28 protein-coding genes and 1 pseudogene are annotated in these 26,870 nt (G+C 68.1%); 26 read left to right on the forward strand and 3 right to left on the reverse strand.

All coding sequences use genetic code 11. The features are described 5' to 3' along the window. Positions 1–1,668: 1,668 nt before the first annotated feature. The 8 genes and pseudogenes from ACTWPB_RS10295 to ACTWPB_RS10330 all read left to right on the forward strand — a co-directional run. Positions 1,669–1,878, forward strand: a pseudogene (locus ACTWPB_RS10295) (hypothetical protein); the annotation flags it as partial. Between the two features lie 16 nt (positions 1,879–1,894). Then, on the forward strand, positions 1,895–2,779 hold the full coding sequence (locus ACTWPB_RS10300; protein ID WP_446225445.1) for a sugar phosphate isomerase/epimerase family protein: 885 nt from the start codon (positions 1,895–1,897) through the stop codon (positions 2,777–2,779). A gap of 330 nt (positions 2,780–3,109) precedes the next feature. Further along, complete coding sequence (locus tag ACTWPB_RS10305) at positions 3,110–3,976, forward strand: thioesterase family protein (protein WP_446225446.1); 867 nt, start codon at positions 3,110–3,112, stop codon at positions 3,974–3,976. Positions 3,977–4,004: 28 nt separating this feature from the next. Continuing rightward, a complete protein-coding gene (gene proC, locus ACTWPB_RS10310; RefSeq protein ID WP_446225447.1) occupies positions 4,005–4,823 on the forward strand; it encodes a pyrroline-5-carboxylate reductase in 819 nt (272 codons plus the stop codon). A 144-nt stretch (positions 4,824–4,967) separates the two neighbouring features. Then, positions 4,968–5,249, forward strand: coding sequence for a helix-turn-helix domain-containing protein (locus ACTWPB_RS10315; RefSeq protein ID WP_228537168.1), 282 nt, complete (start codon positions 4,968–4,970; stop codon positions 5,247–5,249). A gap of 291 nt (positions 5,250–5,540) precedes the next feature. Beyond that, positions 5,541–5,642, forward strand: a complete 102-nt coding sequence (locus ACTWPB_RS10320; RefSeq protein WP_003402602.1) for a 30S ribosomal protein bS22 — start codon at positions 5,541–5,543, stop codon at positions 5,640–5,642. Positions 5,643–5,878: 236 nt separating this feature from the next. Further along, a complete protein-coding gene (locus tag ACTWPB_RS10325) occupies positions 5,879–6,913 on the forward strand; it encodes an NAD-dependent epimerase/dehydratase family protein (protein ID WP_446225448.1) in 1,035 nt (344 codons plus the stop codon). Continuing rightward, on the forward strand, positions 6,910–7,926 hold the full coding sequence (locus tag ACTWPB_RS10330; RefSeq protein ID WP_446225449.1) for a lysophospholipid acyltransferase family protein: 1,017 nt from the start codon (positions 6,910–6,912) through the stop codon (positions 7,924–7,926). The genes ACTWPB_RS10325 and ACTWPB_RS10330 overlap by 4 nt, the downstream gene beginning before the upstream one ends. Before the next feature lie 130 nt (positions 7,927–8,056). Here ACTWPB_RS10330 and ACTWPB_RS10335 read toward each other — a convergent pair whose 3' ends face one another. Continuing rightward, positions 8,057–9,082, reverse strand: coding sequence for an HAD family hydrolase (locus ACTWPB_RS10335; protein ID WP_446225450.1), 1,026 nt, complete (start codon positions 9,080–9,082; stop codon positions 8,057–8,059). Between the two features lie 88 nt (positions 9,083–9,170). Between ACTWPB_RS10335 and ACTWPB_RS10340 the strand changes: the two genes are divergently transcribed. From ACTWPB_RS10340 to ACTWPB_RS10360, 5 genes are all read left to right on the forward strand, one after another. Beyond that, on the forward strand, positions 9,171–9,452 hold the full coding sequence (locus tag ACTWPB_RS10340; RefSeq protein WP_446225451.1) for a glutaredoxin family protein: 282 nt from the start codon (positions 9,171–9,173) through the stop codon (positions 9,450–9,452). 206 nt (positions 9,453–9,658) lie between these two features. Further along, the gene (locus tag ACTWPB_RS10345; protein WP_446225452.1) at positions 9,659–10,516 is read left to right on the forward strand and encodes a redox-sensing transcriptional repressor Rex; all 858 of its coding nucleotides are present in this window, start codon (positions 9,659–9,661) and stop codon (positions 10,514–10,516) included. Positions 10,517–10,592: 76 nt separating this feature from the next. Further along, positions 10,593–12,065, forward strand: a complete 1,473-nt coding sequence (locus tag ACTWPB_RS10350; RefSeq protein ID WP_446225453.1) for a glutamyl-tRNA reductase — start codon at positions 10,593–10,595, stop codon at positions 12,063–12,065. Next, positions 12,062–13,093 (forward strand): hydroxymethylbilane synthase, encoded by a 1,032-nt coding sequence (gene hemC / locus ACTWPB_RS10355; protein ID WP_446225454.1) that lies wholly within the window; start codon positions 12,062–12,064, stop codon positions 13,091–13,093. The genes ACTWPB_RS10350 and hemC overlap by 4 nt, the downstream gene beginning before the upstream one ends. Then, positions 13,090–14,664 (forward strand): uroporphyrinogen-III synthase, encoded by a 1,575-nt coding sequence (locus ACTWPB_RS10360; protein ID WP_446225455.1) that lies wholly within the window; start codon positions 13,090–13,092, stop codon positions 14,662–14,664. Before hemC ends, ACTWPB_RS10360 begins: the two co-directional genes overlap by 4 nt. A gap of 56 nt (positions 14,665–14,720) precedes the next feature. Here ACTWPB_RS10360 and ACTWPB_RS10365 read toward each other — a convergent pair whose 3' ends face one another. Then, positions 14,721–14,999 (reverse strand): hypothetical protein, encoded by a 279-nt coding sequence (locus ACTWPB_RS10365; RefSeq protein ID WP_062988789.1) that lies wholly within the window; start codon positions 14,997–14,999, stop codon positions 14,721–14,723. A 252-nt stretch (positions 15,000–15,251) separates the two neighbouring features. On the opposite strand from ACTWPB_RS10365, the gene ACTWPB_RS10370 reads away from it, so the two are divergent. The 5 genes from ACTWPB_RS10370 (at position 15,252) to ACTWPB_RS10390 (ending at position 18,737) form a co-directional block, all read left to right on the forward strand. Next, the gene (locus tag ACTWPB_RS10370; protein ID WP_446225456.1) at positions 15,252–16,430 is read left to right on the forward strand and encodes a serine hydrolase domain-containing protein; all 1,179 of its coding nucleotides are present in this window, start codon (positions 15,252–15,254) and stop codon (positions 16,428–16,430) included. Between the two features lie 42 nt (positions 16,431–16,472). Then, a complete protein-coding gene (gene hemB / locus ACTWPB_RS10375) occupies positions 16,473–17,450 on the forward strand; it encodes a porphobilinogen synthase (protein WP_446225457.1) in 978 nt (325 codons plus the stop codon). Continuing rightward, a complete protein-coding gene (locus ACTWPB_RS10380; RefSeq protein WP_446225458.1) occupies positions 17,447–17,959 on the forward strand; it encodes a hypothetical protein in 513 nt (170 codons plus the stop codon). The genes hemB and ACTWPB_RS10380 overlap by 4 nt, the downstream gene beginning before the upstream one ends. A 213-nt stretch (positions 17,960–18,172) precedes the next feature. After that, positions 18,173–18,436, forward strand: a complete 264-nt coding sequence (locus ACTWPB_RS10385; RefSeq protein WP_378941234.1) for a hypothetical protein — start codon at positions 18,173–18,175, stop codon at positions 18,434–18,436. A gap of 76 nt (positions 18,437–18,512) precedes the next feature. Continuing rightward, on the forward strand, positions 18,513–18,737 hold the full coding sequence (locus ACTWPB_RS10390; protein WP_378941231.1) for a hypothetical protein: 225 nt from the start codon (positions 18,513–18,515) through the stop codon (positions 18,735–18,737). Here the strand turns inward: ACTWPB_RS10390 and ACTWPB_RS10395 are convergent, their stop codons facing one another. After that, entirely contained in the window at positions 18,738–19,124 is a 387-nt protein-coding gene (locus ACTWPB_RS10395; protein WP_446225459.1) for a hypothetical protein, read from the reverse strand. A gap of 207 nt (positions 19,125–19,331) precedes the next feature. On the opposite strand from ACTWPB_RS10395, the gene hemL reads away from it, so the two are divergent. The 8 genes from hemL (at position 19,332) to ACTWPB_RS10435 (ending at position 26,846) form a co-directional block, all read left to right on the forward strand. Continuing rightward, a complete protein-coding gene (gene hemL, locus ACTWPB_RS10400) occupies positions 19,332–20,651 on the forward strand; it encodes a glutamate-1-semialdehyde 2,1-aminomutase (protein WP_446225460.1) in 1,320 nt (439 codons plus the stop codon). 119 nt (positions 20,652–20,770) lie between these two features. After that, positions 20,771–21,388: a histidine phosphatase family protein gene (locus ACTWPB_RS10405; RefSeq protein ID WP_446226294.1), complete on the forward strand. Its 618-nt coding sequence runs from the start codon at positions 20,771–20,773 to the stop codon at positions 21,386–21,388. A 146-nt stretch (positions 21,389–21,534) separates the two neighbouring features. Beyond that, a complete protein-coding gene (locus ACTWPB_RS10410) occupies positions 21,535–22,104 on the forward strand; it encodes a TlpA disulfide reductase family protein (RefSeq protein WP_446225461.1) in 570 nt (189 codons plus the stop codon). Next, the gene (locus ACTWPB_RS10415) at positions 22,101–22,328 is read left to right on the forward strand and encodes a hypothetical protein (RefSeq protein ID WP_446225462.1); all 228 of its coding nucleotides are present in this window, start codon (positions 22,101–22,103) and stop codon (positions 22,326–22,328) included. The genes ACTWPB_RS10410 and ACTWPB_RS10415 overlap by 4 nt, the downstream gene beginning before the upstream one ends. Beyond that, the gene (locus ACTWPB_RS10420) at positions 22,328–23,140 is read left to right on the forward strand and encodes a cytochrome c biogenesis CcdA family protein (protein WP_446225463.1); all 813 of its coding nucleotides are present in this window, start codon (positions 22,328–22,330) and stop codon (positions 23,138–23,140) included. Before ACTWPB_RS10415 ends, ACTWPB_RS10420 begins: the two co-directional genes overlap by 1 nt. Beyond that, a complete protein-coding gene (gene resB / locus ACTWPB_RS10425) occupies positions 23,140–24,768 on the forward strand; it encodes a cytochrome c biogenesis protein ResB (protein ID WP_446225464.1) in 1,629 nt (542 codons plus the stop codon). Before ACTWPB_RS10420 ends, resB begins: the two co-directional genes overlap by 1 nt. A 37-nt stretch (positions 24,769–24,805) precedes the next feature. Further along, a complete protein-coding gene (gene ccsB / locus ACTWPB_RS10430) occupies positions 24,806–25,762 on the forward strand; it encodes a c-type cytochrome biogenesis protein CcsB (RefSeq protein ID WP_446225465.1) in 957 nt (318 codons plus the stop codon). A 415-nt stretch (positions 25,763–26,177) separates the two neighbouring features. After that, positions 26,178–26,846: a tetratricopeptide repeat protein gene (locus tag ACTWPB_RS10435; RefSeq protein WP_446225466.1), complete on the forward strand. Its 669-nt coding sequence runs from the start codon at positions 26,178–26,180 to the stop codon at positions 26,844–26,846. Positions 26,847–26,870: the final 24 nt, after the last annotated feature.

The raw sequence follows: 26,870 nt of genomic DNA on the forward strand, positions 1-26,870 counted from the left end.
GCGGCGGTGAAACCGAACTCGCATGCCGCGCCCGCGCCACCAGCGCCGGAACCGCCGCCCGCCTATGTACCCGCGCCGGCCTACGCGCCCGAGCCCGCGCCCAGTGACGAACCGCCCGCGAGTTACCAGCCCGCGCCCTACCCGCCGCCCGGTCCGGCCGAACCGGCGTTCTCGCCGATGTCGGGCCCGATCACTCGATTCGACCCCGACGCGGGGTACTCCGCGCCCGATCCACTCGGTCTCGCCGAGCAGCGACCGGCCTCGGATCCGTTCGGGCCGTTCCGGGCCGAGGCCCGCGATGCAGGCTCGCGTGCGGGACGCGGTCCGGGTCGGCTCGGCGTGCCAGGCGGTCCCGCACAGCCGGTCGATCCCGGTATCGCCGAGATGTTCGGCTCCGGTGCGCTGCCCGCGGTCGGGGGCAGGCGACATCGGCCCGAAGAGCCCGACATCGCCCCGCTTCCCGAGCCGCCGAAGCCGCCGCCGGTCACCGGTGGACGGGCGGCGCGCAGGCGGGCCGCCGAAGCCGCGGAAGACGCCTTGGAGCCGAGCCCGGCGCCGCGTCCGTCGTTCGACGCGCCGCTGTACGAGGCGGGTATCGACGCGCCGCAGGCATTCATGGGTCGTCCGGGGCAGTCTCGCGGCCTGGACGATCTCCCCGATTTCGGCGGTTTCGACAGCCGCACCGGATCGGGCCTCGACGAGCGCCGGGGCGCCTTCGACAGCCGACCCGCGCCGGGTTTCAACGGCCGGCCGGGCGAGTCGTTCGACGGCAGGCCCGCGCCGGGCACCAACGGGCGCCAGGGCGCCGAGCCCGCGAGAGGTTTCAACGGGTCGGGTCGTCAGGGGCTGCCCGAGTCGACGCCGGGTTTCAACGGATATCCGGCGAATGCCGACGCCACGCAGGCCTACAACCTCGCGCCGGGCGTCGACGCCCCACCGGCACGCGGCGCGGATCAGCGCCCGTCGCTGGACCGCAGGCGGGGGGAGCCGAAGTCCGGTGGGCTGCCGTCGTGGTCGGCGCGCAGGCATCGTCCGGACAAGACGGCGCCCGCACCGGAGAGCGGTGGGTTCCCGACGGCCGCGTGGTCGCCGGTCAGCCAGGAGCAGCCGCTGGTGTCCGGGCAGTCGGTGGCCGGTGATCTGCTGCGGCAGCGTGCCGATCGTGGCCCCGGCGCCGACGCGCACACCGAGGTTGCCTATCGCCTCGGCGCGGACCAGACCGATGACGAGGACACCGACGACTACGCCGAGTCCGATTACGTCGACCGCGACTACGTCGACAACGACTACTCCGACGCCGACTACGCCGAATCCGATTACGACGACGACGCGGCTTTCGACGATGACGACGATTACGACGACGACGACTACGAACCGAAGCCGACCAGGGCAAGCAGGCGCGCCGCGACCAAAGCGGCCGCGGCGAAGGTGGCGGGCCGGGCGTCGAAGGTGGCAGACCGCGTCAAGTCGAAGACCGCGGGCCGCGCCGAGTCGCGGGCCGCGAGCCGCGCCGAGTCGCGGGCCGCGAGCCGGATGTCGGGCAATCGTGCTGGCGGGTCGCTGGCGAGCCGCGCCGCCCGGGTTTCGAGCATGGCGCGCGGAGGTGGCGACAACGACAACCGCCGCCAGTGGATGATCCTCGGCGCGCAGAGCGCAGGCGCGGCGATCGCCGGCATGTTGCTGTTCAAGGGTTTCGAGACGATGTGGGAAACGCTGCCGTGGGTGGCGCTGGCCCTGGCGATGGTGGTGATCCTCGGCCTGGTGGCGCTGGTTCGCATCCTGCGCCGCACCGACGACATCTTCAGCACGGTGATCGCCGTCGTCGTAGGCGTCTTCGTGACGCTCGGACCGCTAGCCTTTCTCCTCAGTACCAGCTGAATACAGGGAGTGGGCTGTGAGGAACACACGGGCGGACATCGCGATCGGGCTGTCGACGGCCTCGGTGTATCCGGAGAACACGCAGGCGGCGTTCCGTTATGCCGCCGAATTGGGTTACGACGGTGTGGAATTGATGGTCTGGGCCGAGCCGGCCAGTCAGGACATCGCGACCGTGCAGTCCTACGCGAAGCGCTACGGCGTCCCGGTGCTGGCCGTGCACGCGCCGTGTCTGCTGATCTCGCAACGGGTGTGGGGCGCCGATCCGGGGGCCAAGCTGGAACGCAGTGTGCGGACCGCGGAGGCGCTCGGCGCCGACACCGTGGTGGTGCACCCGCCGTTTCGCTGGCAACGCCGCTACGCCAGGGGATTCTCCGATCAGGTCGGTGAGCTCGAGGCCCATCATCCGGTCAAGGTGGCCGTGGAGAACATGTTCCCGATGCGGGCCGACACCCTGTTCCGCGACGGTGCCGTGCGCAGGCTGGAACGGCGCGCCGGCCCCGGCCGCGCGGTGAGCGCGTTCAGCCCCTCCTACGATCCGACCGATACCGGCTTCGACCACTACACCCTCGACCTCTCGCACACCGCGACCGCGGGCGCCGACGCGCTCGAGCTGGCGCGCCGGATGGGCGAGGGCCTGGTCCACCTGCACCTGGCCGACGGTCGCGGCGCCGCGCACGACGAGCACCTGGTGCCCGGCGACGGCACCCAGCCGTGCGTGCAACTGTGTGAGCACCTGATCGACACCGGTTTCCGCGGCCACGCGGTGGCCGAGATCAACACCCAGAACGCGCGAACCACCGCCGAACGCTCCACGCAACTGGCGCGCACGCTCGAGTTCGCGCGCCGTCACCTCACCGGCGCAACACCGGATCCCCAACCCCGCCACGCCGACCTGCCGTAATGGAACGGGTCTAGTCAGCCGGATCCGTCACCACGTCCACCTCCTGGGCCGGGTAACCCCCTGTATGTCTCTACCCCAAAGGGGCCCGCCCCGATCTGGACTGACCGGAGGGTGCGACGAAGGAGTGCCCGGAGGGAGGGAAGATCGGGGCCATCAGGGGCCCCGCTCGAGCGCGCCAGCGCTCCAAAAACACAGCCCGCAGCTCCCCCGGACTCGGTAATCCTGATATGTCACCACCTGCTCACATCCCGGGGCCCAGCACGGAATACTTCGAACCCCACCATGCTTGTACGCTGTACGAATTGCTGTGCCCCTCGACCAGGAGTGACGATGACGCGAGAACTCGCGACCGACGCGCCGTTCAGCCAGGTCCTCGACCTGACCGAGCTCACCACCACCGATGCCGAGACCGGCCGCTACGCCGGCGTCATCGCGCCTACCTGGACCATCGGTCCCAAGGTGCACGGCGGCACCATGGTCGCGGCCACCGCCGCCGCGGCGACCCGCTGGCTCACCGAGGCCGACGAATCCATCGCCCAGATGGCGCCCATCGCGGCCAGTACCGACTTCCTCGGCGCCCCCGACCCCGGCGAGGTCGAATACGCGGTGCACATCCGTAAGAAGGGCCGACAGATCTGCCTGGCCGACGTCGACCTGATCCAGAACGGCCGCACCCTCGTCCGGACCGCGTTCACCTTCGGCCACCTCGATTCCGCGGAAACTCGCTGGAGCGGGCCCGATACCGACATGCCCGCCGAGCCGGGTGACCAGGCCTTTCAGTACACTCCCGATTCGCCGATGGGCAAGATCGTGCACGTCAGCCAGGGTGCCCACATGGTGATCGACCCGACCTGGGGTGAATTCCTGCGCGGCGAGACCGGCCCGCCCCGGATGCGGCTGTGGATCCGCCCGTTCGACGGCGACGAATCCGATCCCCGGGCGCGCGCCGCCTTCGCGATGATGGCCGCCGACATCAGCCCGCCCGTCCCGATGAACCTCGGCCACTTCGGCTGGTCGCCGACGGTCCAGATGACCACCTACCTGCGCCGCATCCCCGCGCCCGGTTGGCTGCGCGTCATCGCGACCGCCCGTGAGGTCGGTGCGCGGATGTTCGACGAGGACCACCTGGTGATCGACTCCACCGGTGCCGTCGTCGCCCAGAGTCGTCAGCTGGCCTTGATCCCGGCGGCACGCTGAGGCCACCGGGCCATCTAACCTTGTTCTCATGACGAGAATTGCGGTGGTCGGTGGCGGTCGTATCGGTGAGGCGCTGGTGGCCGGATTGTTGGAATCCGGCAGGGCGACCAAGGATCTGGTCATCGTCGAGCCGCTCGCCCCGCGTGCCGCGCAGCTGGCCGAGCGTTTCAAGGTGCGGGTGAGCGGATCCGTCAGCGACGCGGTGGTCGGTGCCGACATCGTGGTCATCGCGGTCAAGCCCGGTGTGGTCGACTCGGTGCTCACCGACCTGTCCAAGGCCGACCTGGACAGCGGTGGCGACCAGGTGCTGGTCTCGCTGGCCGCCGGAGTCTCCACCGCGCGGCTCGAGTCGAAGCTCCCCGCGGGTTTCGCTGTCGTTCGCGTGATGTCGAACACTCCGATGCTGGTCGGGCAGGGAATGTGTGTGCAGTCGCCCGGCCGCTACGCCAGGGCCGAGCAGCTGGAGCAGGTCGGTGAGATGCTCGAAGCCGTCGGCAAGGTGGTGACGGTTCCCGAATCGCAGATGGACGCGGTCACCGCGGTGTCGGGTTCGGGGCCCGCGTATTTCTTCCTCGTCGTCGAGGCGATGGTCGATGCCGGTGTCGGACTCGGCCTCAGCAGGGAGGTGGCAGGCGAACTGGTCGTGCAGACGATGATCGGATCGGCGGCCATGCTCGACGAAACCGGGCAGAGCCCAGCCGATCTGCGGGCCGCGGTCACCTCGCCCGGCGGCACCACCGCCGCGGCACTGCGCGAACTGGAGCGCGGTGCGCTGCGCTCGACATTCACCGAAGCCCTACACGCGGCGAAGCGGCGCTCTGCCGAACAGGGCGCAACGAACGAGTGACAAACGGGTACTCGGTTTGAAAACCGATTTCTCACACCCGTCGCAGTAATCCCACTGGTCCCGCTAAGCTCGTAGAAGCACGTGCGTGTCTGTTCCGCTGGTGGGGAAGCCGGCGGCGCGGGCGTGCCGGAGGTCAATGGTGCCATGATGTCTGCGAACAGAATGTCAAGTAATCCATCGGCGTCGGGCGGTGGTTCGGGTTCGCCCGCGCCGCGGGTCGGCGCCACCCCGCAAACGGTGATCGGCGGTGGCACGCAGTTTCTCACCGTCGCCGAAGTCGCCGATCTCATGCGGGTGTCGAAAATGACGGTGTACCGGCTCGTGCACTCGGGTGAACTGCCCGCGGTGCGTGTCGGACGCTCGTTCCGAGTGCACGCGAAGGCGGTGCACGACTACCTGGAGACGTCGTACTTCGACGCCGGATGAGCTGGGTGGTTTCGGCCCGTCCCTGGCGATGGACTCCACCGGTGGGTGCGTCGAAGGAGTGCCCGCAGGGAGGGAAGAGCCAGGGTTTAGGGCCGAAACCCGCGGCGCCAGCCGCCAAAGATACGGCGGATTCGTTGCTGCTCGGGTGCCCCGGTAGCATGGACAACCGGTTCGTGTCCGCCTGCCGGTGGCACCGTTCGTGGTGTCCGGTTGCCCCGGCGGCGCGGACGCCAAACGACGCACGTGAACACCGCGTGTGTATGCCGAGTAGAGAGAACGCGAGGAAACCCTATGGGTTCTGTGATCAAGAAGCGCCGCAAGCGTATGTCGAAGAAGAAGCACCGCAAGCTGCTTCGCCGCACGCGTGTTCAGCGGCGCAAACTCGGCAAGTAAGCCAGCGTGCCTGCGACGAGCCCGTCACCTTCGAAGGTGGCGGGCTCTCGCTGTGAAAAGCCCGGGTTTGTGAATCTCGCTGTGCGACGAGGGGTCTTCCTCGTTAAATGCTTGTAGATCGTGACGGCGAGTGGCGTGAATGCGGCTACTCTGGTACGCGAAACACGATGAGCAGGGGGCTTTGAGTGGGGTCAGGTACGAGTTCCGACACACGGGAACGACACGCGCCGAGAGTTGTGCTGGTGACTGGAGCCAGCCGCTTCTTCGGCGGTAACGTCGCGGCACGGCTAGCTGCCGAACCCGGCGTCGAACGTGTCATCGCGGTGGACACAGTCACCCCCAGCCGTGAGCTCCGCCGAAAAATGGGTAGTGCCGAGTTCGTGCGCGCCGATATCAGGAATCCGCTCATCCGCAAGGTCGTCGAGGGCAACGACGTCGACACTGTGGTGCACGCGGCCGTGCTCACCCGTCCACCCGCCGGTGGCGGTCGCGCGGTGATGAAGGATCTCAATGTCCTCGGCACGATGCAATTGCTCGCCGTGTGTCAGAAGGCATCGTCGGTGCGGCGCGTGGTGGTGCGGTCGTCGTCGGCGGTGTACGGCTGCAGCGCCAAGGATCCGGCGAAATTCACCGAGGAAATGGGTGCGCGCACTCCGCCGGCGGGGTGGTTCGCGCGCGACATGATCGATATCGAGGCGCTGGTGCGTGGAATGGCGCGGCGCAGGCCCGATATCTCCGCATCGATTCTGCGTTTCGCGCCGATCGTGGGCCCGCGCCTGGCCGATCGGGGCGTGCAATATCTGCGTTCGCCGATCACCCCCACCGTTCTGGGTCGCGAAGCCCGACTGCAATTGCTGCACGAGGAAGACGCGGTCGCGGTGCTCGTGCACGCGGCGCAGCGTGCACACGGTGGCACGGTCAATATCGCCGGTGACGGCGCGCTGGCCATGTCGCAGGCGATCCGCCGGGCCGGGCGCATCGTCGCACCGGTTCCCTTTTTCGTCTTCCGCACGGTCGGTCGCTCGCTGATGGGCCCGATCATGCGGGGATTCAGTGGCGAACAACCCGACTATTTCTACTTCGGCTGCGGGCTCGACACCACCCGTATGCGTACCGAACTCGGTTTCACCCCACGCTGGACCACGGTCCAGGCGTTCGATGACTTCATCGCGGGCGCAGCGTTGCGGCCCGTCTTCGATCCGGCTTGGATCGACGCCGCGGAACACAAACTGCTCGGCCTCATCGGGGCCGGTACAGGAGCGCGTACATGAACGAGGGAGCGAAAGTCATTCGTCTCGACGTGAATGTCGAGGCCCGGCACCGACCGCCGACCCGGCGATGGCCGGATCAGCCGATGCAGGCGATGCCGGTCACCTCCCTCAGCGAGCGTCGGCCGGGAATGCCGGCGCGGCCGGCGAAGTCGCTGACCGACATCGTGCGCGATGCCGTCGGCGAGCAGATCGAACGGACCGCGGAATTCGCGCGCCGCAGGCTCACCGGGGACTACCAGGTCGACGAGTTCGGCTACGACCGGCACCTGCTGGAATCGGTCATCCTGCCCGCGCTGCGGCCGCTGTCGGAATACTGGTTCCGCGTCGAAGTGGCGGGCATCGAGAACGTTCCCGCCGTCGGTGGCGCGCTGCTGGTCGCCAATCACGCGGGCACGGTGCCGGTCGACGGTCTGATGCTGCAGCTGGCCGTGCATGACAAGCACCCGAATCAGCGGGCGCTGCGACTGCTGGCCGCCGATCTCATCTTCGAGATGCCGCTACTCGGCGCGCTCGCGCGCAAGGCCGGGCACACGCTGGCCTGCCATCCCGATGCCGAGCGGCTGCTGCGCTCGGGCCACATCGCGGGAGTGTTCCCGGAAGGATTCAAGGGCATCGGCAAGAACTACGCCGACCGATACAAGCTGCAGCGATTCGGCCGCGGCGGTTTCGTGTCGGCGGCGGTGCGGGCCGGGGTGCCGATCATTCCCGTGTCGATCGTCGGTTCCGAGGAGATCTACCCGAAGCTGGCCGATATCAAGCCGCTGGCCCGGCTGCTCGGCTTGCCGTATTTCCCGGTGACGCCGCTGTTTCCGCATCTGGGACTGCTCGGTGCGGTACCGATGCCGTCGAAGTGGTACATCGAGTTCGGTGAGCCGATCGCGACCACGGCGTTCGAGCCGGAAGAAGCCGATGACCCGATGACGATGTTCGAGGTCACCGACCAGGTCCGCGAGACCATCCAGCAAACCCTGTACAAGCTACTGGCCAAACGCCGGAACGTGGTGATGGGTTAGTTGTCGCGGGGGCGGGCTCGTTCCGCCTCCCCGGTAATCAGCGGGCCGTCCGGTAGCTCGACCGTTGGCGGTCGGGCGTGTGATGGCTGGGGGAGTTACCCGTGTTCTCGCCTGGTCGGTGGGTTGCGTCTCAACTCTCGCGGTGGCGAGCTACAACGGCGGCTACGGCGCCACCTGCGGCGCCGAGTGCGAGGGCGGTGGGGACGCCGATTCTGGCTGCCTTGCGGCCGGTGCGGAAGTCGCGGATTTCCCAACCGCGGTTCTTCGCGACTTCGCGCAGGTCGGAGTCGGGGTTGATGGCGACCGCGGTGCCGACCAGCGACAGCATGGGGACGTCGTTATGGCTGTCGGAGTAGGCGGTGCAGCGCTTGAGGTTGAGGCCTTCGCGGATGGCGAGGGTGCGCACCGCGTGCGCTTTGCCGAGCCCGTGCAGGATGTCGCCTACCAGGCGGCCGGTGAACTTGCCGTCGACACTTTCGGCGACCGTGCCGAGTGCGCCGGTCAGGCCGAGGCGTTTGGCGATCACGTTGGCGAGCTCGACCGGGGTGGCCGTGACGAGCCAGACCTGCTGGCCCGCATCGAGGTGCATCTGGGCGAGCGCCCGGGTGCCGGGCCAGATCTTGTCGGCGATGATCTCGTCGTAGATCTCCTCGCCCAGCGCCGCGAGTTCGGCGGTGGGGCGGCCCGCGATGAAGCTGAGTGCCTTCTCCCGGCCCGAGACCATGTCGGAGGAGTTCTCCTTGCCGGTGACCCGGAACTTCACCTGTTTCCAGGCGACGTCGACCAGGTCGGAGGTCTTGAAGTACTTGCGCGCGGCCAACCCTCGGGCGAAGTGGACGATCGAGGCACCCTGCACGAGGGTGTTGTCGACGTCGAAGAACGCCGCGGCGGTGAGGTCGCGCGGGGCCTCTGGGCCCGCGACGGCACCCTGTTCGGCGAGCTCGGCATCGTGTAACTCGAGTGCGGCGTCGGCACTCGCCTCGCCGGCCAGGTTGGCGCGTAGCTCTTCTTCACTCGGCCCGAACGGGCTGCGTGGCAGCCGTGCGAACTGTTCCTGTAGTTCCTGACCGAGGCGGCTGGGCTGCCACCGCGCAGGGAACTCCCCGAATCGCCCTGCGACGAATCCGGCCCTAGTCACCTTCGAACGTTCCGGCACCAGTACCCTCCGCTAGTCGCGCGAACCATGTCCACAGTAACCGGCTGCACCGACAACCCGCTGCGGGCTCGAGGATTAAATAGGGCTCATGACTAATCCCACATCGACGGTGACTCTGTTGACTCGCGCTGGTTGCGGCCTGTGCAGCACCGCACTGGCGCAATTGCAGACGATCTGTGGTGATTTCGGTCTCCCGGTCGCCACCATAGACGTCGACGAAGCCGCGGTCAGCGACCCGCAGCTGCGTGCCGAATACGGTGATCGGCTGCCGGTGGTCCTGTTGAACGGCCGTGAACACAGCTATTTCGACGTCGACGAGCCCCGTTTGCGGGCCGACCTGAGCCGGATCGCTGGTCGCGACGGAAAATGAGGCCGAATTCACCGACTTTGTGAACGCCTGCACAAGCGGTTACGGTGGTGACACGCAATCCGCACCGCCGCTGCACGCGGCGGCGGTGGCCGGGTTTGTACCGCCCCTATGGCACCGGTCGCGCTCTCGTAATTGCAGCGACCCACACCGGTGAACGAAACAGAGGAACCGGACCGCGATCAGGCCCGGAACGAGGAGCCGACGACGTGACAGAGCAGCACGAGACGCCGAGTGGCGTCTCCGGCAAGGCTCTTGTGCGGGACATTCCGCAGGCCACGGTGACTCGTCTCGCTACCTATCTCCGTGTTCTCGCCGGGTTGGCCGATGAGGGTGTAGTCATCGTATCGAGTGAGGAACTCGCTGTCGCGGCGGGTGTCAATTCGGCGAAGCTGCGCAAGGATCTTTCCTTCCTCGGACCCAACGGTGTGCGGGGTGTCGGCTATGACGTGGCCAAATTGCGCACCAGGATCGAAGATGTGCTCGGACTGTCGCAGGGACATCGGGTAGTGCTGATCGGCGCGGGCAATCTGGGCCGCGCTCTGGTCGGTTATGGCGGATTCGGGGTACGAGGCTTCACCGTGGTCGGGATCTTCGACAACGACCCTTCGGTGATCGGCCAGGCGTACGCCGGTCTCGTCGTGCGCGATGTCGAGCAGCTCACGGGCCAGATTCCGGCGCTTGCGCCGACGATCGCCGTGGTGGCCGTGCCCGACGAGGCCGCCCAGGACGTGTGTGACCGGCTCGTCGCCGCCGGACTGCCGTCGATTCTGAGCTTCGCGCCAGTGGAACTGCGCGCGCCCGCCCACGTGCAGGTTCGCCGCGTCGACCTGGCGATGGAACTGCAGATGCTGTCCTTCGACGCCGCCCGCAACGACGCCCTGCCCGAGGTCGCCGAGGTCGGCTCCGGCCGCGTCGCGCGCCGGGTACCGCCGCCAAGCCATCTCACGCACGCCGCACCGGTCGAACCGGCCCGTGGCAGGCCAGCGCGTCGCACCGCGCCGCACTCGGCCACCCCCCACTCGGCAACGGAGCCAAGCACCAAGGGATCGGTGATCACGCCATGAGCGAGCGCCAGCGAGCGAATCAGCAACACCGCGTGCGGACGCGCATGACGAAAACGAGCGGCGGCGAGGTGCGGTCATGAGCGTTCTTCTCGTCGGTATTTCGCATCGGAGTGCCCCGGTCTCGGTGTTGGAGAAGGTCGCGATCAGCGACTCCGATCGGCCGAAGCTGGTGGATCGGCTGCTCGCCTCTAGCCATGTGTCCGAGGCGATGATCGTCTCCACCTGTAACCGGGTCGAGGTCTACGCGGTGGTCGACGCCTTCCACGGTGGCCTCGGTGAGGTGAGCGAGCTGCTCACCAAGCATTCCGGACTGCCGCTGGGCGACCTGACCAGGCACGCGTACGTGCGCTACAGCGAGGCCGCGGCCGAGCATCTGTTCGCGGTCGCCAGCGGCCTCGACTCGATGGTCGTGGGCGAGCAGCAGGTGCTCAGCCAGATTCGCAGTGCCTATGCCAGCGCCGATGGGCAGCAGGCGGTCGGGCGCACGCTGCACGAGCTGGCCCAGCACTGTTTGCGAGTCGGTAAGCGGGTGCATTCGGAGACCGGGATCGACCGGGCCGGAGCCTCGGTGGTGTCGGTGGCGCTGGACCGGGCGCGCGGTGTGGTCGGCGATCTCGCCGGGCGGACCGCGGTGGTGGTCGGTGCGGGCGCGATGGGCGGACTTGCTGTCGCGCATCTGTCGCGGGCCGGGATCGGGCGCATCATCGTCGTCAACCGGACCCTCGAACGCGCACAGCGCCTCGCCGAAACCGGGCGCACCATGCACGGTGTCGATGCCGAAGCGGTCGAGATGTCGCGGCTCACCGAGGCCATGGCCGGCACCGATGTGGTGATCACCTGTACCGGTGCGGTCGGGTCCGTGGTGACCCTGGCCGACACCCATCGCGCGCTCGCGGACCGGGCGCGCACCGACGCCGCCGAGCGTCCGCTGGTCTTCTGCGATCTCGGCCTGCCTCGCGACGTGGAGCACGCCGTGGCGGGCCTGCCCGGCGTCGCCGTGATCGACATCGAATCGCTGCAGCGCGATCCGGCCGCGGGTGCCGCGGCCGACGACACCGCCGCCGCGCGCCTCATCGTCGCCGACGAACTCGCCAAATACCTTGCCGGGCAGCGCATGGCGGAGGTCACCCCCACGGTGGCCGCACTGCGTCAGCGTGCCGCCGATGTGGTGGAGGCCGAACTGCTCCGCCTCGATTCGCGGCTGCCCGACCTGGCCGACCCGGCCCGTGACGAGGTGGCGCGCACGGTGCGCCGCGTCGTCGACAAGCTGCTGCACGCGCCGACCGTGCGTGTGAAACAGCTGGCATCGACGCCGGGCGGCGACAGCTACGCCGAAGCGTTGCGTGAGCTGTTCGAACTGAAACCCGGTGCGGTACAGGCGGTTGCCGCTCCGATGGAGGTCGCCGCGGGCGAGTCCGTGCTGGCCGACGACTTCACCGCAGGCCACCTCGGCGATGGGCCGTCACGCTTGACCGAGTCAAGACCCGACACAGGCAGCATGCGAAACCACGCAGCGCCGCTCGGGCATGCGCAGGAGGAAACCGCATGACCACGACAGTGCAGGAAGAGGACACCGTGACCGCAGGCAGCACCAGTGCGCCGTGGCGGATCGGCACGCGCGGCAGCCTGCTCGCGCTGACACAGGCGGGCACCATCCGTGATGCGCTGATCGCGGCGGGGCAGCCCGCCGAATTGGTGGTCATCAAGACACCGGGCGATCTGTCCTCGGATCCCGTGCAGAAGATCGGTGTCGGGGTGTTCACCTCCGCGCTGCGCGACGAGCTCGCCGCGGGCGGCATCGACATCGCGGTGCACTCCTATAAAGACCTCCCCACCGCGCAGGACCCGCGCTTCACCATCGCCGCGATCCCGCCCCGCGAGGACCCGCGCGACGCGCTGGTGGCTCGCGACGGCATGGTCCTCGGCGAGTTGCCCGCCGGTGCCCGCGTGGGAACCTCGGCCCCGCGCCGTGCCGCGCAGCTGCGCGCACTCGGTCTCGGCCTCGACATCCTTCCGCTGCGCGGCAATATCGACTCCCGCCTGCGCAAGGTGAGCGAGGGCGAACTCGATGCCATCGTCATCGCCCGCGCCGGCTTGTGCCGGATCGGGCGTACCGACGCGATCACCGAATCGCTCGAACCGGTGCAGATGCTGCCCGCCCCCTCGCAGGGCGCCCTCGCGGTCGAATGCCGCAGTGACGAACCGCAATTGATCGAGGTACTCGCCGGTCTGGACGATGCCGCGACCAGAGCCGCGGTGCTCGCCGAGCGTTCGCTGCTCGGTGAGCTCGAGGCAGGCTGCACCGCACCGATCGGAGCGCTCGCCGAGATCGTCGAGTCGATCGACGAGGACGGCCGGATCTTCGACGAACTCTCGCTGCGCGCCTGTGCCGCCGCGATCGACGGCTCCGACGTCCTGCGTGCCTCGATCGTCGGCGCACCGAGCGACGCGGCCGAACTCGGTCGCACGCTGGCGCGCGAACTGCTGGACCTGGGTGCTCGCGCATTGATGAGCGTCACAGACGAACCGGCGCCCACCGACTTCACTAATTCCAGCCCGATGGAGAACAACCGATGAGCAGCAGCCGAGCTACCAAGAAGCAACCAGGGCGGATCCTTTTCGTCGGATCCGGCCCCGGCGACCCGGCCCTGCTGACCGTGCGTGCCCGTGAGGTGCTCGAGCGGGCGATGCTGGCGTTCACCGATCCCGATGTCGACAAGGGCGTGCTCGCCCTGATCGGCATCGCCCACGAGGTGGGCGAGGACGGCGAGAGCCCGGTCGACGTGCGGCCCGCCCTCGGCGAACCCGCCGAGGTGGCCAAAACGCTGATCGCCGAGGCGCGCAACGGTCACGACGTGGTCCGCATCGTCACCGGCGACCCGTTGACCACCGATTCGGTGATCAACGAGGTCAACGCCGTCACCCGTTCGCACATGGTGTTCGAGGTGCTGCCCGGCCTGCCCAACGGCTCGGCGGTGCCCAGCTACGCGGGCATCGCGCTCGGCTCCGCGCACACCGAGGCCGATGTGCGCGGCGAGGTCGACTGGTCGGCGCTGGCCGCCGCCCCCGGCCCGCTGGTGCTGCACGCCACCTCCGGCCACCTCGCCGAGACGGCGAGCGCGCTGGTGGAACACGGTCTCGCGCCGCAGACTCCGGTCGCGGTGACCGTGCGGGGCACCACCCGTCAGCAGCGCACCATCGAGGCCACGCTGGCCTCGCTGAACAACGCCGCTTCCGAGCTGGTCGGCCCGCTGGTGGTCACCGTCGGCAAGGAAGTCGACAAGCGCGCCAAGATGTCGTGGTGGGAATCGCGTGCCCTCTACGGCTGGACCGTGCTCGTTCCGCGCACCAAGGATCAGGCAGGCGAGATGAGCGAGCGGCTCGTCACCCACGGCGCGATCCCGATCGAGGTGCCGACCATCGCGGTGGAGCCGCCGCGTAGCCCCGCCCAGATGGAACGGGCGGTCAAGGGCCTGGTCGACGGGCGCTACCAGTGGGTGGTGTTCACCTCCACCAACGCCGTGCGCGCGGTGTGGGAGAAATTCGCCGAGTTCGGTCTCGACGCTCGCGCGTTCTCCGGTGTGAAGATCGCCTGCGTCGGTGAGGCCACCGCGGAGAAGGTGCGCTCCTTCGGCATCAACCCCGAACTGGTGCCGAGTGGCGAACAGTCCTCCGAGGGCCTGCTCGCCGACTTCCCGCCCTACGACGACGTCTTCGACCCGGTGAACCGGGTGCTGTTGCCGCGCGCCGACATCGCCACCGAGACCCTTGCCGAGGGTCTGCGTGAGCGCGGCTGGGAGATCGACGACGTCACCGCCTACCGCACGGTGCGCGCCTCGCCGCCGCCCGCGGAGACCCGCGAGATGATCAAGACCGGCGGTTTCGACGCGGTGCTTTTCACCTCGTCCTCGACGGTGCGCAACCTGGTCGGCATCGCGGGCAAGCCGCACGCCCGCACCATCGTGGCCTGCATCGGCCCGAAGACCGCAGAGACCGCGATCGAGTTCGGCCTGCGCGTGGACGTGCAGCCCGAGTCGGCGCAGGTCGGCCCACTGGTGGAGGCACTGGCCGAGCACGCGTCGCGTCTGCGCGCCGAGGGCCTGCTGCCGCCGCCGCGCAAGAAGAGCCGCCGCAGCAGCAGCCGCTGATCTCAGCAGATACCCCGAAAGCCCGCCCGCGACGGCGGGCTTTCGGCGTATCAGCGTCATCGGCTGTAGCGCAGCAGCGTGCGCACCAGACGGCAGGTGGCATCCGACGGCGGGCGGATGTCGATCTTCTCGGCGGTGCGCCGAATCGTCTCGTTGGTGGCCTGATTGGGTAGGTACACACCGGAATCCAGCAGTGCGATCGTCAACCGCATGGCCTTGAGCCGGCGATTGTGCGCCACATACCAGCGGCGCGGACGGCCCGCGGGCAGTCGCTTCTTCTCGAGCGGCACGTACGGCGCGGTGATGAAAGTGGTCTGAGCGGCAATGGCATTCATTCGGCGTCCTCCCGTTGCGTTTGGGTCCCGCCCCCGATCGTCGGAACCCTCGAACACGCTTTCGATTATAGCGAGGGGCACCGACAGGTTTCGGCGATCTCGCGCGGAAGCCATTGAGCTCCAGTGGGTTTCGATGTTATCCACAGCTTCGCCGGGACCGGTCGCCGACCTCGGTACAGCGCTGCCGGTGGTGATTCGCCCGTTGCTGTCGGACCGCTGTGGTCTAGTAGCAACGCAACCCGAGGAGAGGCGATGACGGTGGACGAGATCGACAAGCGGCTCGGCGCGCACGTCGCTGCGGACGAACTGCCAGGTCTCGCCTGGCTCGTCGCAGCCGGCGACGACGTAACCACCGGCGCCATCGGCCATCTCGACACCGCACGCGACACACCGGTGCGTACCGACACGATCTTCCGGATCTCCTCGATGACCAAACCGCTCACGGCGGTAGCGGCCTCGATCCTGATCGACGACGGCGTACTCGACCCGGCCGAACCGGTCGACCGGCTGCTCCCCGAACTCGCCGACTTGCGGGTGCTCGCGAACCCCGCCGCCGAAGTCACCGACACGGTCGCGGCGAACCGCCCGATCACCGTCGACGACCTTCTCACCTTCCGCCTCGGCTGGGGCATGGATTTCGCCGATTTCTCACCCAAACCACTCGACGCCGCCTGGAGCGACCTCGACCTCGGCTGGGGCCCGCCGACGCCCGCGCGGATGTTGCCCCCGGACACCTGGCTGCGCCAACTCGGCACCTTGCCCCTGCAATATCAGCCCGGCGAACGCTGGCTCTATCACGTGGGCGCGCCGATCCTCGGCATGCTGGTCGCCAGGGCAGCGGGCACACCGCTCTCGGAATTCCTGGCCGACCGCGTCCTGCGCCCACTCGGCATGACCGATACCGGTTTCTCCGTCCCGCCGGACAAGCTGGCCCGATTCGGCCCGCACTACGCGGACATCGACGGCACCCGCACCGTCTTCGACCCGGCCGACGGCCAATGGAGCACCCCACCCGCCTTCGAAGGCGGCGGCGACGGCCTGGTCTCCACCCTCGCCGACTACCACCGCTTCGCCCGCATGCTGCGCGACGGCGGCGAACTCGACGGCACCCGCATCATGTCCGAGCAGGCCGTCACCACCATGACCACCAACCACCTCACCCCTGAGCAACTGTCCCGCGGCGGCCCGAGCCCCGATGGCAGCGCGGGCTGGGGATTCGGCGTCGGTGTCCAATTGCGCGACCTCCCCGCCGGCCCCCGCGCAGGTGCCTACGGCTGGGACGGCGGCCTCGGCTCGACCTGGTCCAACGACGGCCCGGTAACCGCGATCCTGCTGACCAACCAGGCATGGAGTTCCGCCGGTCCGTCACCGGTCTTCGCTACATTCGAGCAGATTCTGGGTGAACTGGCCCGCGGATCCGACCCGATATAGGCGCTGCGGCGACCAACTGGCGACAGGCGTATTCTGCGGGCTATGACCGCTTTCGACCGCCCGCGGCGGTTGCGTAGGACACCCGCATTGCGTCGGCTCGTCGCCGAAACCACGCTGCAGCCGCGTCAGCTCGTGCTGCCGATGTTCGTGGCCGATGGCCTCGACGAGCCGCGGGAGATCAGCTCGATGCCAGGGGTGTATCAGCACTCACTGGACTCCCTGCGCAAGGCCGCGGTGGAGTCGGTGGCCGCCGGGGTCGGCGGGCTGATGTTGTTCGGGGTGCCGCTGCCGGAGGACAAGGACGCGACCGGTTCGCAGGCCAGCGATCCGAACGGAATCCTGAATCGTGGGCTGCGCGCGCTGGCCGAAGAAGTCGGCGACGCGACGGTCATCATGGCCGACACCTGTCTCGACGAATTCACCGATCACGGCCACTGCGGGGTGATCGGTACCGACGGCGCGGTCGACAACGACGCCACCCTGCACCGTTACGTGGAGATGGCGCTGTCGCAGGCCGAAGCGGGCGCCGATCTACTCGGGACCAGCGGCATGATGGACGGCCAGGTCGGCGCGATCCGGCGCGGACTCGACGCGGTCGGCCGCACCGACACCGCCATCCTCGCCTACGCGGCCAAGTACGCCTCGGCCTTCTACGGCCCGTTCCGTGAGGCCGTCGGCTCGTCGCTGGAAGGCGATCGCCGCACCTACCAGCAGGATCCGGCCAACCGCCGCGAATCGCTGCGCGAACTCGACCTCGACCTCGCCGAGGGCGCCGACATCGTGATGGTGAAGCCCGCGATGTCCTACCTCGACATCCTGCGCGACGTCGCCGATCGCTCGCCGGTCCCCGTCGCGGCCTATCAGATCTCCGGCGAGTACGCGATGATCACCGCCGCCGCCGAACGTGGCTGGATCGACCGCAGGGCCTCGATCCTGGAGTCGCTGATCGGTATCCGGCGGGCAGGCGCGGACATCGTGCTCACCTACTGGGCGACCGAGGCAGCACACTGGCTGTCGTGATCGTTCCACCGAACAAACCCGAAACCCTTCCCATGCCGGAAGACGTCGGCACCGCTCGTCAGTTGTGGTGGGGAATCTCCGGCCTCGGTGTCATCTACACCGTGGCCACCGTCCTCACCATGACCGGGGAGCGCGACAAGCTCAGCAAGCAGTTCCTCGACGAGATTCACAAGTCGGATCCGAACATCCCCGCGTCCACCGTCGACGCGATCGTGCTGGTGGCCTTCGCACTGACGGTGCTGGTCAGTGTGCTGCTCGCCGGTGTCACTGTGGCCATCGCGCATCAGCTCGGCCGCGGCAAGAGCTGGGCGCGCACGGTGCTCACGGTCGTCGCGATCTGGCTCGGACTCGGCGCCATCGCGACCATGTTCAGCTTCTCGGCGGTCGCGAATCCCGCGACGATCGTGGCGGGTGGCTCGGCGATCGTGCAGGGCGTGCTGGCCGCGGGTGCCGCGTTCCTCAGCTACCGGCCGGAGTCGACGAAGTACTTCCAGTCCAACCGGAAGTGACACTGCGCAGTGTATGGTGAGGATTATCACACCGGCTGAGCGGCCGGGGGAGCGGAGGCACTGATGCGCGTGGTGATCGAGCAACCACACAGCCTGCGACGCGACCTGTTGGTCATCGGGTTGATGGTCGTGCTCACCATCGCGCTCATCGCGCTGATTCTGGTACCGAGCCTGGTCGGCTGATTCGATCCTGCCCCTGGCAGGATCTCAGTAATGAGACGCTGGATCGCGTTGTTCGAACTCGGCTTCGCCGTGCTCTTCCTGGCCTGCGCGGTCGTCAGCTGGCGTGCCGCACGACGCACCACGGAATTCGCGGGCACCGATGAGCACCCTGGGTTCGCGGCGGTGCGCTATGTGCCGCCGTTGCTGCTGCTCGCCTGCGCGCTGGTGACCGTGAGCGGGGTGCTGGTGATCGATGCCGTCACCAGGATCTACCGCAGATCTGTAGCACGGCGCGGCATCGAACCGATGATCTAGAGGAAGCCGAATTCCGATGTGCGCGTGGGGGTTCGGGACGCGAGTTCGCACCGCGAGCTCCCTCGAGGAGGAATCGATGACCAGACTGACCGCAGGAATCTGTACCGTCGCCGCCGCCGTGGCGACAATCGCGCTGGCCGTGGCGCCCGCTCAGGCGGCCCCCGGCCTGCCACTGACCCCGATGATCGCCGAGCCGGCCGCCGATGGTTTCGCCCCGGAGACCGGCTCGAGCGGGATCTACAACGGCATCATGTGCCAGCTGCACACGATCTCCGCCGAAGTGCCCTGCATGTACACGTAATCAGCTGGTCCACTGCTGAAAGACGTCGACGACGCGGCCGCCGCGCGTGCCGGGCGCGTTCAGGAAAATGGTGACCGTGCCGTCGGGATGAGCCGCCGCCTCCGTCACTACCTGGCGCAAGGTGGCACGGATGCCGCCGTCGGCGTCACGGTACAGATCGGTATCGGTGTGTAGACCCGCGCCGATCCGGTTGGCGGGCACCACCATCGCGGTGATCGCCGGAATCGGCCCCGACCCGAGCGCGACGGTCTCCTCGTGGCTGAGCTGGGCACCGATCCGATCGGGCTGGACCTGTGGTGCGAAGGCGGTGGCCGAACCCGCGCCGAGTAGCACTCCCGCCGCGACGAACCCCGTGCCAAGGGCAGTGCTGGTGACGCCGAAACGCATGAAATACCCTCTCGCTGATAACTGATTTCCCGGTGGCTCAGGTGCTGAGCCGCCCGGAGCGTAGTCGCAGGCCAATGGGCCTAGATCGAATTCTTTCGCCGATAGGGGCGGCGTGTCGGGCGTGTCGTCGGTGGGTCGCTGCGGTCTGGGTCACTGTGCTCCACCCTGTCGTCCGGCGTGCCGAGGCGAGCTGAGAGACTGGAATCCGTGAGTCCTACGCAGGTACCGGTTTCCGCCCAGCTCTTCGAGCGGGCAGCCTCGGTGATCCCGGGTGGCGTCAATTCCCCGGTCCGTGCGTTCAATTCGGTGGGCGGTACGCCGCGGTTCATCACCTCCGCGAGTGGCTACACGCTCATCGACGCCGACGGCAACGACTACGTCGATCTGGTGTGTTCGTGGGGTCCGATGATCCTCGGTCACGCCCACCCCGCCGTCGTCGAGGCCGTGCAGAAGGCCGCGACCAGCGGCCTCTCGTTCGGTGCGCCGACCGAGGCCGAGATCGAGCTGGCCGAGGCCATCGCCGCCCGCGTCGATCCCGTCGAGCGGGTCCGCCTGGTGAACTCCGGTACCGAGGCCACGATGAGCGCGGTCCGCTTGGCCCGCGGCTTCACCGGCCGATCCAAGATCATCAAATTCTCCGGTTGCTACCACGGTCACGTCGACGCCCTGCTGGCCGACGCGGGCTCCGGCGTGGCGACGCTGGGTCTGCCGACCTCGCCCGGTGTCACCGGTGCGCAAGCCGCCGACACCATCGTGCTGCCCTACAACGACCTCGCCGCCGTCGCCGCCGCCTTCGAGGCGCATCCAGGCCGGATCGCGTGCGTCATCACCGAGGCCGCCGCGGGCAATATGGGCGCGGTCGCGCCGCTGCCCGGCTTCAACGAGGGCCTGCGCACCCTGGCGCACGACAACGGCGCGCTGCTGATCATGGACGAGGTGATGACCGGTTTCCGGGTCAGCGCGTCGGGTTGGTACGGCCGCGAGGGCGTCGCCGGTGACCTCTACACCTTCGGCAAGGTGATGAGCGGTGGCCTGCCCGCCGCCGCGTTCGGCGGTCGCGCCGAGATCATGAACAACCTCGCCCCACTCGGCCCGGTCTATCAGGCGGGCACGCTGTCCGGTAACCCCGTCGCCGTCGCGGCGGGCCTGGCGACGCTGCGCGCGGCCGACGACGCGGTGTACGCGGTACTGGACCGCAACGCCGATCGCCTCGGCGCGCTGTTCGCGAAAGCCCTGACAGAGGCCGGTGTCGAGCATCAAGTCCAGTTCGCAGGCAATATGGTGAGCGTGTTCTTCGCCGAGCGCCCGGTGACCGACTACGCCGCCGCCAAAGCGAGCCAGACCTGGCGCTACCCCGCCTTCTTCCACGCCCTGCTCGACGCGGGCGTGTACGCGCCGCCCAGCGCGTTCGAGGCATGGTTCGTCTCCGCGGCACTCGACGAGGACGCGTTCGACCGTATCGCCGCCGCTCTGCCCGCCGCCGCCCTCGCGGCCGCGGCCGCAACCCCCGAAGGATCCCCAGCGTGAGCTCCGACCAGCCCGACGCAGAATTCGCCCCAGTACCGGCGGATAGCGACGAGGCGCCCCATCCTGCCCCCGCCGCCGCGCCGCCCGCCCTCGACGACGACCCGTCGAGCGTCGAAACCATCGTGCACGTGCTGCGCCACGGCGAGGTGCACAACCCGAACGGCATCCTGTACGGCCGCCTGCCCGGCTTCAGTCTCTCGGTGGCCGGTCGCTCGCAGGCCGGTGCCGTGGCCCGCTCGCTGGCCGATCACGACATCGCGATGGTGATCGCCTCCCCGCTGCAGCGCGCCCAGGAAACCGCGGCGCCGATCGCGGCCGCGCACGACGTGATCGTGCGCACCGACGAGAACCTGATCGAAGCGGGCAACACCTTCGAGGGCCTGCGCGTCTCCGTCGGTGACGGTGCCCTGCGCAAGCCGAGGCACTGGTGGAAACTGCGCGACCCGTTCACCCCGTCGTGGGGCGAGCCGTACCTGCAGATCGCCCATCGCATGCTCGCCGCGGTGAACAAGGCCCGCGTCGAGGCCGCCGGTCACGAGGTGGTGCTGGTCTCGCATCAGCTGCCCGTGTGGACACTGCGCCGATTCCTGCAGGGCCAGCGGTTGTGGCACGACCCGCGCAACCGGCAGTGCTCGCTCGCGTCGCTGACCTCGCTGGTCTACCAGGGCGACACGCTCGTCGACATCGTCTATTCCGAGCCCGCGGGCGCGTCGGATCCGTCGGTACACGGCGCATGACTGGTCAGGGCCCGGAGGCGGCAGCCTGCGTAACCACGCAGGGCCCCCAGTCATGCGCAGATTCAACACCGCGCATGACTCGCTTGTCCGCATCGGGATCCGCCCGTGGCCGCCGGCCGCGGGCGCTGACCGCCGTTCTGTCCGCCATGCTGGTGATCGTCGCCGCAGCGGGCTGTTCGACGGGTACCGATGCGGTTGCCACCGGTGGCGGGACCTTCGAATTCGTCTCGCCCGGTGGTAAAACGGAGATCTACTATGATCCGCCCGCGGCGCGCGGGACGATCGGCACGCTCTCGGGGCCCGATCTGATGAACGAGGGAAAGACCGTTTCGGTCAGCGATTTCCCGAACCAGGTCGTGGTCGTGAACCTGTGGGGACAGTGGTGTGGCCCGTGCCGCGCCGAGTCGCCCGCTCTGGAAAAAGTCTTCGCGGCGACCAAAGATCAAGGCGTCGCGTTCCTGGGGATCAACGTCCGCGACCATCAGCGTGACAAAGCCCAGGACTTCGTAGTGGACAACAAGATCGAATACCCGTCCATCTACGACCCGTCGATGCGAACCTTGCTCGCCCTCGGCGGAAACTTTCCCACCAGTGTTATTCCGACCACGTTGATCCTGGATCGTCAGCACCGGGTCGCCGCGGTCTTCCTTCGCTCGCTATTGGCAGAAGACCTACAGCCCGTGGTCGAGCGCATCGCCGCCGAGGAGAAGCAGTGAGCCGTCGTCGTCCTGGAAATCTGACCGCGTGTCGCCCCCGTCAGGGCGCTCGCCGCATGGGTGCGGGCTGGACGGTCGATGACCGTTGGGCCGGCATCGCGACCGTCCCGCGCAGTGTCGCCGGTGCCGGTCTGTTCGATTTCGGCCCCGCTGAACCGGCCGAGACCGAGCGCACTCTGTCGTTGCCGCGCGACGAGCAGCAGGACGAGGACACCGTCGAGTGATGGTGCTCGCCGCAGTCGGGGATTCCTTCCAGCAGACGGCGGCATCGGGTCCGCTACTGCTGGCGCTGGGAGCCTGCCTGCTCGCGGGCCTGGTGTCGTTTGCTTCACCGTGTGTCGTGCCCCTTGTCCCCGGCTATCTGTCGTATCTGGCCGGGCTGGTCGGTGCCGAGGCGCCGCCTGCCACCAACGCGCAGGCGAGCACCCTCACCGCGCAGCGCCGTAGCGCGAAGCTGCGGGTGGCCGGTGCCGCCGGGCTGTTCGTCGCCGGGTTCACGGTGGTGTTCGTGCTGGCCACGGCCACTGTTTTCGGCGTGATCCAGACCCTCAATGTGAATCGGGAACTGCTGCAGCGCATCGGCGGTGTGGTGACGATCCTGATGGGTCTGGTGTTCATCGGCCTGGTCCCCGCCCTGCAGCGCGACATGCGGATGGAGCCGCGCAAGCTCACCAGCATCCTCGGCGCGCCGCTGCTCGGCGGGGTGTTCGCGCTCGGCTGGACGCCGTGTCTCGGGCCGACGCTGTCGGGTGTGATGGCGGTGTCCGCGGGCACCGAGGGCACCACCGCCGCGCGCGGGGTGACGTTGATCGTGGCCTACTGCCTCGGCCTCGGGTTGCCCTTCGTAGTGCTGGCCTTCGGATCGGCCGGTGCGTTGCGCGGGGTCGGCTGGCTGCGCCGCAATTCGCGCACCATTCAGGTAATCGGGGGTGTTCTGCTCGTCGCCGTCGGCGTCGCACTGGTCACGGGGGCATGGGATCAGTTCGTCGGCTGGGTGCGTGACGGGTTCGTCTCCGAGGTGACACTTCCGATCTGATGACTGACACGCTGACCACTCCGACCACCTCCACCCCGCCCGTCCGGCAGTCGCTGCCGCGCCGGGCCTTGGCCCTGGTCCGGAATTCCTGGCGCGGCCTGACCAGCATGCGCACCGCACTGGTGCTGCTGTTCCTGCTCGCACTCGCCGCCATCCCCGGCGCGCTGCTGCCGCAACGCAGCCTGAACACGCAGAAGGTCGATCAGTACATCGCCGACCGCCCGACGCTGGGCCCATGGATGGACCGTGTCGAGCTGTTCGATGTGTTCGGCAGCTTCTGGTTCACCGCCATCTATGTGTTGCTGTTCATCTCGCTCGTGGGCTGCATCCTGCCGCGCTGCTGGGACCACTACCGGGCGCTGCGCACCCCGCCGGTTCCCGCGCCGCGCAACCTCGGCCGGTTGCCGCACCACTTCAGTGAGACCGACGACCGCACTCCCGACGAGGTGATCGAGGCCGCCAAGGCTTCGTTGCGTGGGTGGCGGACCGTGGTTCGCCCCGGTCAGCGCGACGGTGAGGTGACGCTGTCCGCGGAGAAGGGGTATCTGCGCGAATTCGGCAATCTGGTGTTCCACCTGTCGCTGGTGGGACTGCTGGTCGCGATCGCGCTGGGCAAGCTGCTCGGGTACGAGGGCAATGTCATCGTGATCGCCAACGACGGTCCCGGCTTCTGCACCACCTCGCCCGCGGTGTTCGACTCCTTCCGCGCGGGCAATACCAACGACGGCACCGGCATGACGCCGCTGTGCATCAAGGTGAAGGACTTCACGGCCGACTACCTGCCCACCGGCCAGGCTGAGATGTTCCACTCGAACATCGAGTATCAGGCAGGTGCCGATCTCGCCACCGACACGTGGCGCAGCACCGAGCTCCGGGTGAACCACCCGTTGCGTGTCGCCGGTGACCGCGTTTACCTGCAGGGACATGGCTTCGCGCCCACGTTCACGGTCACCTTCCCCAACGGGCAGACCCGCACCGAGACCATCCAGTGGCGGCCCGACAACGCCCAGACCTTCCTGTCCAGCGGTGTGCTGCGCATCGACCCGCCCGGCGGCATGTACGCCACCGACGAGGAACGCAGGCAGAACCAGATCGCCATCGAAGGCCTGTTCGCGCCGACCGCGTTGTTCCACGGCAGCTTGCTCACCTCGGCGTTCCCCCGGATGGATGACCCGGCCGTTGCGGTCGATGTCTATCGCGGCAACACCGGCCTCGACACCGGTCGCTCGCAGTCGCTGTTCTCGCTGGACCCGGAGATGATCAAGCAGGGTCGGTTGACCAAGGAAGCGCGGGTCAACCTGCGCCCCGGCGAGTCGACCACGTTGCCCAGCGGGGCGAAGGTCACCTTCGACGGCGCCGAGGAATTCGTCAACCTGCAGGTCTCGCACGACCCCGTCCAGCAGTGGGTGCTGGCGAGCGCGCTGACGATGATGGCCGGTCTGCTGGTGTCGCTGTTGCTGAAACGGCGGCGGATCTGGATCCGGGCGTACCCGGTCGACACCACGACGGGTACCGTGGGTCAACGACGCGCCGTAGTAGAAATGGGCGGCCTGGCCAGAAGTGATCAAGCAGGCTGGGGTGCCGAGTTCGATCGACTGCGGACACGCCTGCTCGAAGCGGAGAAGTGATGCGAACGGGCGCACTCGACAGGGAGACGGAATCCTGATGCAGATCGACGAAACGCTGGCACGGTACAGCGACTTCGCGTTCATGTCGGCCATGGCGGTCTACGCCCTGGCCACAGTCCTGTTGATCGTGCAGTACGCCTCGGCACGCGCCAAGCAGGTCGCCGCGCGCGAACTCGTCCCCGCGGGCGACCCAGGGCTGCCCGGCCGGATCGAAACCCCGCAGGCCACACCGCTCGGCGAACGCCTCGGCAACATGGCCTTCTCGGTGCTGCTGGTCGGCGCGGTACTGCACATCGGCTCGATCGTGCTGCGCGGCTTCGCGACCCACCGCTTCCCGCTGGGCAACATGTACGAGTTCACCACCATGGCCACCGCGGCGGCCGTGGTCATCGGCCTGATCTTCCTGCGCGACCAGCGCTACCGCGCCATGTGGGCGTTCCTGCTGTTCCCCGTGCTGATCCTGATGTTCCTGGCGGGCACGCTCCTCTACGCCGACGCTGCGCCCGTGGTCCCCGCGCTGCGTTCGTTCTGGCTGCCGATCCACGTCACCATCATCAGCATCGGCAGCGGCGTCTTCCTGGTCTCCGGCGTAGCCAGCCTGCTCTACCTGTTCCGCATGCGTCAGCCCGCGGGCGAGGAATCCACCAACATCCTCGGCACCATCGCCCGCCGCCTCCCCGACGCCCGCACCCTCGACCAACTCGCCTACAAAACCACCATCATCGGCTTCCCCCTCTTCGGCGCAGGCGTCATCCTCGGCGCCATCTGGGCCGAAGCCGCCTGGGGCCGCTTCTGGGGCTGGGACCCCAAAGAAACCTGCTCCTTCATAGCCTGGGTCCTCTACGCCGCCTACCTCCACGCCCGAGCCACCTCCGGCTGGCGAGACACCAAGGCAGCCTGGATCAACATCGGCGGCTTCGTCGCGATGCTGTTCAACCTGTTCATCATCAACCTGGTGATCAGCGGATTGCACAGCTACGCGGGTCTGAACTAACGGCTGAGGCGGCCGATATATATCGTTGTCCGCATAGCTCCGAGATGAGACCATAGGTCTTGTGGCGCGCGATCTTCGGCTGTCTGGTGTGACCTACAGGGCGGGGGATCGCTACGGGGGATCGGCTGGCCGTGCGGGGAAGTTGAGTTTCTTTCACTCGGGAATCTCGTGGCGCCGATCGATACGCTTGTCTTTCGTGGTCGGCTGGCGCGAGTTGACGGGCGTGGATGTGCGGAGCCCGGATCTTCTCGATGGGCTCGGTGCTGAGGGCGGGTGGGCCGACGGCTCTGTCATACGCCTGGATGTGGCGGGCGCTACCCACCGATTCCACGTTGCGGGCACCCAGCCCGAGCAACTGCGAGAAACGCTGATGTCATGGGTCATTCGCGAGGCGCCACCATCGAAACCTTGGCCCGTGGCGCAGGTTCACCGATCGGTCGCGCGGACACCGGTCGATGTCGCGTTGACGGCGGCGGCGATCTGGCGAGCCGACGGCCTGGGACGCGCACCGTTTTCCGATATCACCACGGCGTCGTATCGGGTGGCTGTCGCGGAGAATCACCGTGAGTGCGGGCGCTACCAGGAAGCTATCGCGCTCTTGGAGCCGCTTGCCCAGCAGTGCTCGGAGAAATTCGGTGCCGACCAGGCCATCACGTTGCAGGTGCGAAATGCCCTCGGCCGGTCGTACTGCGATGTGGGCAACGTCTCCGAAGGACTCGAGGTGCTTGGCGATATCGTGTCGATCGCCGAGCACGTACTCGGCGTCGACAACGAAATGACGCTCACCCTCCGCAACAATCTGGCGTTGGGATATTCCGCTGCCGGTGAGTATCTTCGCGCCCTTGACCTACTCGACCTGAACGTCGACTACAGCGAACAGAAACTCGGCGACGACAGTCTCGAAACCCTTGGGCGTCGCAACAACTTGGCGGCGACGCAGGCGCTGGCCGGGTTTCGGCAACGGGCCGCGGCCTCGTACTGGGGCATTCTCGATGGGATGTATCCCGACAGCAATGTGCACAGCCTCGCGGTCACCGCACGCCAGAACCTGGCGATCCTGCACAATCCGCGGTGGGAGCCCTGAGCCGTCTGTCCTGAAAGCAGCGGT

It is taken from the genome of Nocardia sp. IBHARD005, assembly GCF_052814245.1.

Coding starts and splice junctions, on each gene's coding strand:
- ACTWPB_RS10420 (WP_446225463.1), top strand. CDS start 22,328: ATGGTGCTCGCCGCAGTCGGGGATTCCTTCCAGCAGACGGCGGCATCG.
- proC (WP_446225447.1), top strand. CDS start 4,005: ATGACGAGAATTGCGGTGGTCGGTGGCGGTCGTATCGGTGAGGCGCTG.
- ACTWPB_RS10395 (WP_446225459.1), bottom strand. CDS start 19,124: ATGCGTTTCGGCGTCACCAGCACTGCCCTTGGCACGGGGTTCGTCGCG.
- hemB (WP_446225457.1), top strand. CDS start 16,473: ATGACCGCTTTCGACCGCCCGCGGCGGTTGCGTAGGACACCCGCATTG.
- ACTWPB_RS10350 (WP_446225453.1), top strand. CDS start 10,593: ATGAGCGTTCTTCTCGTCGGTATTTCGCATCGGAGTGCCCCGGTCTCG.
- ACTWPB_RS10360 (WP_446225455.1), top strand. CDS start 13,090: ATGAGCAGCAGCCGAGCTACCAAGAAGCAACCAGGGCGGATCCTTTTC.
- ACTWPB_RS10390 (WP_378941231.1), top strand. CDS start 18,513: ATGACCAGACTGACCGCAGGAATCTGTACCGTCGCCGCCGCCGTGGCG.
- ACTWPB_RS10320 (WP_003402602.1), top strand. CDS start 5,541: ATGGGTTCTGTGATCAAGAAGCGCCGCAAGCGTATGTCGAAGAAGAAG.
- ACTWPB_RS10330 (WP_446225449.1), top strand. CDS start 6,910: ATGAACGAGGGAGCGAAAGTCATTCGTCTCGACGTGAATGTCGAGGCC.
- ACTWPB_RS10410 (WP_446225461.1), top strand. CDS start 21,535: ATGCTGGTGATCGTCGCCGCAGCGGGCTGTTCGACGGGTACCGATGCG.
- ccsB (WP_446225465.1), top strand. CDS start 24,806: ATGCAGATCGACGAAACGCTGGCACGGTACAGCGACTTCGCGTTCATG.
- ACTWPB_RS10305 (WP_446225446.1), top strand. CDS start 3,110: ATGACGCGAGAACTCGCGACCGACGCGCCGTTCAGCCAGGTCCTCGAC.
- ACTWPB_RS10340 (WP_446225451.1), top strand. CDS start 9,171: ATGACTAATCCCACATCGACGGTGACTCTGTTGACTCGCGCTGGTTGC.
- ACTWPB_RS10365 (WP_062988789.1), bottom strand. CDS start 14,999: ATGAATGCCATTGCCGCTCAGACCACTTTCATCACCGCGCCGTACGTG.
- resB (WP_446225464.1), top strand. CDS start 23,140: ATGACTGACACGCTGACCACTCCGACCACCTCCACCCCGCCCGTCCGG.
- ACTWPB_RS10385 (WP_378941234.1), top strand. CDS start 18,173: ATGAGACGCTGGATCGCGTTGTTCGAACTCGGCTTCGCCGTGCTCTTC.
- ACTWPB_RS10315 (WP_228537168.1), top strand. CDS start 4,968: ATGATGTCTGCGAACAGAATGTCAAGTAATCCATCGGCGTCGGGCGGT.
- ACTWPB_RS10370 (WP_446225456.1), top strand. CDS start 15,252: ATGACGGTGGACGAGATCGACAAGCGGCTCGGCGCGCACGTCGCTGCG.
- hemC (WP_446225454.1), top strand. CDS start 12,062: ATGACCACGACAGTGCAGGAAGAGGACACCGTGACCGCAGGCAGCACC.